The 6,591-nt window shown below is 37.6% G+C and carries 10 protein-coding genes; 7 read left to right on the forward strand and 3 right to left on the reverse strand.

Annotation, left to right across the window (positions count from 1 at the left end; all coding sequences use genetic code 11):
• Positions 1-93 precede the first annotated feature (93 nt).
• Together B5X70_RS06605 and rimM are read left to right on the forward strand one after the other, a co-directional pair.
• The gene (locus B5X70_RS06605; RefSeq protein WP_079557109.1) at positions 94-675 is read left to right on the forward strand and encodes a 30S ribosomal protein S16; all 582 of its coding nucleotides are present in this window, start codon (positions 94-96) and stop codon (positions 673-675) included.
• 77 nt (positions 676-752) lie between these two features.
• Complete coding sequence (gene rimM / locus B5X70_RS06610) at positions 753-1,286, forward strand: ribosome maturation factor RimM (RefSeq protein WP_143255039.1); 534 nt, start codon at positions 753-755, stop codon at positions 1,284-1,286.
• Here rimM and B5X70_RS06615 read toward each other — a convergent pair.
• The 3 genes from B5X70_RS06615 to B5X70_RS06625 are packed head-to-tail and all read right to left on the reverse strand — an operon-like array spanning position 1,264 to position 3,119.
• The gene (locus B5X70_RS06615; protein ID WP_079557111.1) at positions 1,264-1,713 is read right to left on the reverse strand and encodes an acyl-CoA thioesterase; all 450 of its coding nucleotides are present in this window, start codon (positions 1,711-1,713) and stop codon (positions 1,264-1,266) included. The two genes, rimM and B5X70_RS06615, sit on opposite strands and share 23 nt — an antisense overlap.
• A gap of 1 nt (position 1,714) precedes the next feature.
• Positions 1,715-2,299 carry an L-threonylcarbamoyladenylate synthase gene (locus B5X70_RS06620; RefSeq protein ID WP_079557127.1) on the reverse strand — a complete coding sequence of 195 codons (585 nt, stop codon included), beginning with the start codon at positions 2,297-2,299 and terminating at the stop codon, positions 1,715-1,717.
• Positions 2,300-2,312: 13 nt separating this feature from the next.
• Complete coding sequence (locus B5X70_RS06625) at positions 2,313-3,119, reverse strand: 2,3,4,5-tetrahydropyridine-2,6-dicarboxylate N-succinyltransferase (RefSeq protein WP_079557112.1); 807 nt, start codon at positions 3,117-3,119, stop codon at positions 2,313-2,315.
• 179 nt (positions 3,120-3,298) lie between these two features.
• On the opposite strand from B5X70_RS06625, the gene B5X70_RS06630 reads away from it, so the two are divergent.
• The 5 genes from B5X70_RS06630 to B5X70_RS06650 all read left to right on the forward strand — a co-directional run.
• Positions 3,299-4,024, forward strand: a complete 726-nt coding sequence (locus B5X70_RS06630; protein ID WP_079557113.1) for a peptidase associated/transthyretin-like domain-containing protein — start codon at positions 3,299-3,301, stop codon at positions 4,022-4,024.
• Between the two features lie 108 nt (positions 4,025-4,132).
• On the forward strand, positions 4,133-4,942 hold the full coding sequence (locus B5X70_RS06635; RefSeq protein WP_079557114.1) for an ABC transporter ATP-binding protein: 810 nt from the start codon (positions 4,133-4,135) through the stop codon (positions 4,940-4,942).
• A gap of 78 nt (positions 4,943-5,020) precedes the next feature.
• The gene (locus tag B5X70_RS06640) at positions 5,021-5,800 is read left to right on the forward strand and encodes a hypothetical protein (RefSeq protein ID WP_079557115.1); all 780 of its coding nucleotides are present in this window, start codon (positions 5,021-5,023) and stop codon (positions 5,798-5,800) included.
• Complete coding sequence (locus B5X70_RS06645; RefSeq protein ID WP_079557116.1) at positions 5,800-6,162, forward strand: GntR family transcriptional regulator; 363 nt, start codon at positions 5,800-5,802, stop codon at positions 6,160-6,162. The genes B5X70_RS06640 and B5X70_RS06645 overlap by 1 nt, the downstream gene beginning before the upstream one ends.
• A gap of 201 nt (positions 6,163-6,363) precedes the next feature.
• The coding region (locus tag B5X70_RS06650; protein ID WP_143255027.1) for a DUF4372 domain-containing protein at positions 6,364-6,591 on the forward strand (228 nt) is incomplete at its 3' end.

Below are 6,591 nucleotides of genomic sequence, written 5' to 3' on the forward strand. Positions count from 1 at the left end.
AAGCTTTTTTTATAAAAAGTTTTCGCTATCAATTAAAAAGATATTACCTTTGCACCGCTAAAAGTAGGTTGTAAATTAATTAAATTTTTAAACATGCCCGTAAAAATCAGATTAGCAAGACACGGACGTAAAAGGTATGCTTACTACCACATTGTGGTAGCAGACAGCAGGGCGCCACGAGATGGCAGGTACATTGAAAGGATTGGTTCTTACAATCCCAACACGAATCCTGCTTCCATTAACCTGGATTTAGATAAGTCTTTGGAATGGCTTTCAAAGGGTGCTCAACCTACAGATACTGCCCGTGCAATTCTCAGTTACAAAGGTGTTTTAATGAAAAAACACTTATTGGAAGGAGTTAAAAAAGGTGCTTTTGACGAAGCAGAAGCCGAACGCAGATTTCAAAAGTGGAGTGAAGAGAAAGAGGCAAAAATTCAGGCAAAAATTGACGGACTTGCCAATGATCAGGCAAGCACTGTGAAAGAACGCCTTGAGCAGGAGGCAAAAATCAATGCCGAACGTGCTGAAGCGATTGCCAAAAAAGCTTCCGAACTTGCTGCTGAAGCAAAAGCAGAAGAGACCCCTGAGGTTTCTGATGAAGCTGCTGCTGAAGAACCCGCTGCAGAGGAATCAGCTGCTGAAGAAAATGCATCAGAAGAAAAGCAGGCAGAATAACAATCGCCGGATAATTCTTCAACAAAATAAAACCCATTCGTATCACGGATGGGTTTTTTTTGTACTTTTACTTTACTATGATTACCAAATCCGATCTGCTCAAAATAGGCTCCCTTGCGAAACCACATGGGGTGTCCGGAGAAATCCTGATAAGGATTTTACCGGAGTTGATTGATCATGATCCCGATCCGGAATTTCTTTTTCTTGATTTACATGGAGGTTTGGTTCCTTTTGAGGTTCAGTCACTGCGAATTCGAAACAGCGGGGATTTACTTGTTATTCTCGATCGGTTAGATAGTGAGGAAAAGGTACGAAAGTTACAAGGAGCTGAAATATATATTGATCCTCAGGAAATTGGAGAGCCTCCTGCGAACGACCTTTTCAATTACGCTGCGCTAAAGGGGTATAAAGTAATTGACTCCAAGTTTGGAGAGATAGGTGTTGTGAAGTCCGTTGCTGAGATAAAGAATAATCCGGTACTTGAGTTGGAACATCAGGGAAGCGAGGTTTTAATTCCATTTCATGAACATTTTATTACTTCCGTTGATCGAAAATCACGCACCATTCATCTGGAAACTCCTGAAGGTCTTATTGATTTGTATCTTCAATAAGTTTTCCGTTTTCTATATGGTCGAAGCATTGACGCCATTCCTCAGGAATTACAATCGCGCAATTCTGGTGGATATCAATTCCGGAAAGTATTGAATCGCATGACGCAATTGGTATATTCTCGCCATCTTTAATAAGCCACTGGAACATTTTTATGCTTTTGTTGCCCAGTTTATATACTTTGGTAAGTACGGTGAGTTGATCGTTTATTTTAACCTGGTTGTAAAAGTCGGTTTTATAGGATACAATGACCACATTTTTCCCATCTACGCCCAATCTCCTACCAACTGATATGTTGAGATATCCGAGTCTTCCCAAATCAAAGTATTCCATTATTGTGGAATTGTTCACGTGCCCAAGACCGTCAATGTCATTAAATCTGATCTGTATTGGAGTTTGATGGTTAAAATCCGATAAACTATGTTCCATGCTATTTCCTGATAACTTCTATTTCATAATTTATTCCCAACTTTATGATACCTGACGGTGTTGCAGGTATAACATCATTTCGTCGGTATTCCACAACATAATCGACGCCTTTAATAATTTGATCATCAATTTGTGTATAATCTCTCGGAGTGGGTTCTCCACTGATGTTTGCCGAGGTGGAAACCAAAGGCCGCCTGAGTCTTTGGCAAAGAGTTTTGGAGAAAAGTTCTTCGGTAATTCTTACTGCCATCGATCCATCATTGGTTATAACTCCTTTTGCAAGATTTTTTCCTCCAGTTAGAATCAATGTTAATGGCTTATCCGAAACTTCCCATAAATCATAAGCCATATCAGGGATTTTCTCCAAATAGAGATTTAAAAGGCCCGGTTGGTCAATCAAAGATATCATACCTTTCTCCGGAGCTCTCTGTTTTAAATGAATGATTCTGTTGACTGCCTCGTCATTGGTTGCATCACATCCTATACCCCACACAGTATCTGTGGGGTATAGGATAATGCCTCCCTGTTTGAGGATGGCCAGTGCCTGTTTTAAATCTTCGTTGTTATATCGTTCTGATTCCAACATTTTGGTTGAAAAATTAAACAGCGACTCCAAAATCTCTTAAAGCATCATTAAGAGAAGTTTTCAGGTCGGTGGATTCTTTTCTTTTACCTATGATCAGGGCAGCAGGTACCTGGTATGTTCCCGCAGGAAACTCTTTAGCGTAGCTACCCGGAATTACAACCGAACGGGGAGGGACATACCCTTTAAATTCAACTGGTTTATCACCGCTTACATCAATGATTTTAGTGGATGCAGTTAATACCACGTTTGCACCAAGCACTGCTTCTTTCCCAATTCGGCAGCCTTCAACAATGATACAACGGGAACCAACAAAAGCTCCGTCTTCCACGATAACAGGTGCTGCTTGAAGAGGTTCCAGTACTCCACCCAAACCAACACCTCCGCTCAGGTGAACATTTTTTCCAACCTGGGCACAACTTCCAACGGTAGCCCAGGTGTCGACCATGGTTCCAGAATCAACGTATGCGCCAATATTCAGGTAAGATGGCATCATCACAACGCCCCGTGCAATATAAGCACCATAGCGAGCTACCGCGTGAGGTACAACACGAACACCAAGTTCTTTGTAATTACGTTTTAAGGCCATTTTATCATGAAACTCGAATGGACCAATCTCAATGGTTTCCATTTGCTGCATTGGGAAATAAAGAATGACAGCTTTTTTTACCCATTCGTTGACAATCCATTCCTCACCTTGCGGCTCTGCGACCCGGATTTTTCCTTTGTCCAGCTGTTCAATTACTTCACGAATGGCATCCTGCGTTTCCTTCTTCTGTAGTAACTCCCGGTTATCCCAGGCATTTTCAATAATTTCTTGCATGATGGTAATTGTTAGATTAATTGGTTTTAATTGTTTAGGAACTGTAAAAATAAGGCATATTAATGGCATGTACCCAAATAATTGTCATTTAATCTGTTAATATTTTTTAAAAGAAGAAAAGTCGGTATAGTTATTGATTTAAACATATTCAAACCACAGCCAAATTCCTACCTGAAATTATGAAACATGTTTCAATCGCGATATCGTTTTTAATAATTATATGTGCCGACCTTGTATCACAAACTGACACAAAGGTAATCTGGAAAGGGTGCGTAAAAATTGCTGAGGACAACACACCAATACCATTTGCAACTTTAGCTAGTTATAAAAGCTTAACCATGAGTGCTTCTAAAGCAGATGGTTGTTTTGAACTCCGGCTTGATAAAGATGACTCACTACGTGTCGCCGCCATTGGATTTTTACCGCGAACCATCTCCTATAATAATGCAGAGAGAGATTCCTCCGGAAACATGATTGTTTTCCTTGAAGTTCAGAGTTATTATATTAGTGAAGTGACCGTCAGGCCAGACCAAAAGCCTATAGAATTGAATCTTCCCTCTGATATTGGAAGCCGAATGTCCGGTGTTCCTCCAAATGAAAGAAGAGCCAGAGCCTCCGGGCCTGTAAGTCTTGTGTATAATATGTTGGGTGGTGGTGATGCTCCTTCTCCCAAGGATCTGGAGAGAATGAGATCCCGGAACAGACAATTTCAACAGATGGAACATATGGCTGGCCGAGAGGCCATTGAGACCCTGTCCGGATTAGAAGGAGAGCAACTCGACAGGTTTATCATATATTGTAATATTCATTTAAAAGTTTCTCCTACAGATAATACGGCATCGGTGAATGGACGGATATTGAATTTGTTGGAGCGTTTCTTAGAGAATGAGAAGGACAAAAAATAGACTACATTATATTTTCTCTTTAAATATTTATTAAAAATTTGGCAGTATTGATTTTCTTTTTTATGTTTGTAGTGTACTACGACACTATAACACTAACTCAATATACTCATGATTGAAATTTCAGACATTAACTATCGGTATGGCCGACAAAAGAATCTGTTTTCTAACTTAAACTATTCTGAAAAGGCAGGTAATATAGTAGGGTTATTAGGAAAAAATGGTTCCGGTAAATCTACTTTATTCAAAATAATTTCTGGACTGCTATCAGTAAAAAGCGGCTCAGTTACAACAATGGGAACAGAGCCCTTTCATAGAAAGCCATCTTTTCTTAATCAGTTATATTTTGTTCCTGAGGAGTATCATTTACCCTCTATCTCAATTAAGCATTACGTAAAAGCCTATTCTGGATTGTATCCTGGTTTTGATGCGGAATTACTTCATCAAATATTAGCAGACTTTGAACTTAAGGAAACAATGAAGTTGTCGCGCATTTCATACGGGCAAAAGAAAAAATTCCTGATTGCATTTGCATTGGCAACCAACTGTAAGCTTTTGCTCTTTGATGAACCTACAAATGGCCTGGATATTCCTTCTAAGGCTATTTTTAGGAAGGTTGTCGCCAGCTCGGTAAAGGACGATCAGTTAATTATTATTTCCACCCATCAGGTTCGGGACATAGAGAATCTCATTGATAAAATTGTGGTCATAGATAATGGCAAAATAATTTTTAATCGAGAAATCTATCAAATTTCAGAAAGGTATGCTTTCTCAACTGTGAGTAGTATCTCTGACAAAAATCCTCTTTATACCGAGGTAGGGCCGGCTGGTCATCGCGTAATACTTCCTCTTAACGGTTCTTCAACTCCGGTTGATATTGAATTGTTGTTTAACGCGATAGTTAAAGGGGTAATTTTATAAATTCATTTATAAAATCATCCTTCGCATCTATTTCTTCAAATTGGCTTTTTTCATTAAAACGACTTAAAATCAAACTAGATGAATGATATATTTAATTTAAAGCGGTTTATATCCTATGCAAAATATCAGACCCTGGTAAACCTAAGAGTGAAAATGCTTTTGCTTAGTTCATTAATAATTGGTATTACCGGTTACCTCTTCATTGTGATATCTTACTTTACGAACGGGAATTGGTTCGGAACTCATTGGTGGGCATTTACTTACCTGTTATTTGCAATTTTCCTGATTTTTTACACTGGAAATAGTTTTCCCGGTTTACGTTCGAAAGAGAAAGCGACTGATTTTCTTCTTATTCCTGCATCCACATTAGAAAAATACATTTATGAATTTTTTGAGAGGGTTGTCTTCCCATTTATTGCAATACCTGTACTTTTATTTACAATTTGCAATGCTGTTGTTTATTCTCTAGGAGGTATATTAGAGATGAATCATCGTTATGTGGATATCAGTTTCTTCTCTTTATCATATCTACAGGATCTGGATTGGAGCATGGTGGCAGGTTTGGTTTTTATGTTTCTTTTTCTATTCGCAGGAGGTACTCTTTTTAAACGGTTTCCTGCAATTAAATCAATTGTTAGCATGGCAGTTATTATGTCATTAGTTATGTATGTATTATTTAAAGTAGCATCTTCAGCTAAAATATCATTAGGTTTTCTTGTCATTGAAACTCGTGTTGTTAATGAATTAGACAACCAAGTAACAACTAGTTATGATTTTTCTGTTTGGTTTTTTCTTGCTTTAGTAATCATTTTAATTTCCGGCTCATACATGCTGCTTAAACGAAAGGAGTTGAAGTAATGGAATTCCGTGAATCAAAAGGCATTTTTAAACAAATTGCTGATAACATTTCAGATAGAATTATTACCGGAGAGCTTCCTGTTGGAAGTAAAATTCCCTCGGTTCGGGAATTGGCGGCCACAATGGGTGTTAATCACAACACAATCATGCGTGCCTATCTTGAAATGCAAAGGGATGAAATAATTCAAAATCAAAGAGGTATAGGTTATTTTGTTGCTGAGGATGCTATAAATAAAATTAATAAAATCAGAAAGGAAGAGTTTTTTAAATATCAGTTCCCTGAATTCTTACATCAGGTTAAAGTATTGGGTCTTAATAAGGAAGATCTTAAACCTTTACTAAATATTTTGGATGAAAGTTGATGAAGTTTTAATTGTTAAAAAGTTGTGTATAAAATACATAACGAGCGAACAAAGGGTAAAAATGTAATTTTAGGATGTTGTTTTTTAATCAATAAATAAAAATAATGAAAAATCAATAGCGTCCTAAACGATTAAAAAAGTGAGAAGGAATTTAAGTATCTCAAATTATCTTTGAGGTGCACAACAAAAAAACCTTCTCACATGTCAAAGATAAATTTATTTGCTCAAATAATTTCAAAGTTAGACCGTAGTTCCTTTAAGTCTCTTGTTAAAGAAAAGGAAACAGACAAGCATCAAAAAGGCTATAATAGTTGGACGCATTTGATTTCTATGTTATTTTGCCAGTTTGCAAAAAGTCAATCAGTCCGAGATATTAGCAATGGGTTAAAATCTGCCACTGGAAACCTGAATCATCTAGGGATTCAAAAG

The sequence above is a fragment of the Alkalitalea saponilacus genome (assembly GCF_900168165.1).
In the GTDB taxonomy this organism is placed as follows: domain Bacteria; phylum Bacteroidota; class Bacteroidia; order Bacteroidales; family Marinilabiliaceae; genus Natronoflexus; species Natronoflexus saponilacus.